The organism is Helicobacter apodemus (assembly GCF_000765745.2).
Lineage (GTDB): Bacteria > Campylobacterota > Campylobacteria > Campylobacterales > Helicobacteraceae > Helicobacter_D > Helicobacter_D apodemus.
Genome location: NZ_JRPC02000136.1, coordinates 1 through 335, shown reverse-complemented (window position 1 = coordinate 335; position 335 = coordinate 1). Strand labels below are relative to the sequence as shown.

General features: G+C 29.3%; 1 protein-coding gene. It reads right to left on the bottom strand.

Features of this window, described 5'->3' with window-relative positions; genetic code table 11:
* Window positions 1-335: ATP-binding domain-containing protein (locus LS72_RS10635; RefSeq protein WP_194145629.1), on the bottom strand; the 335-nt coding region annotated here is incomplete at both ends.

Here is a 335-nt window from a genome sequence, read left to right as displayed (position 1 = left end):
TCAAACACTATCCATTTTTTCATTGTTTTAATAAAATCTAAATCCAACAAATACTTCTCGTTTAAATAGAGTGTTTGCGTAGCTCTTGTGATAGCTACATACAAAAGATTAAGTTCCTCTTTAGCAACAATAGTTTCTTTTTTGTTGGAAGCAATATCTTTTAAGTCTATAAAATCATCCATTATCTCTACACATTCCCACTCTAGTCCTTTTGATTTATGTCCTGTAGTGAGGATAAAATCAGCTTCTTTTGATGGAACGCTTAAATCTCTTAGTTCCTTTATAAGCTTTGGAATATCTAAGTTAATATATTTAAAGACAATCATTAATTTACC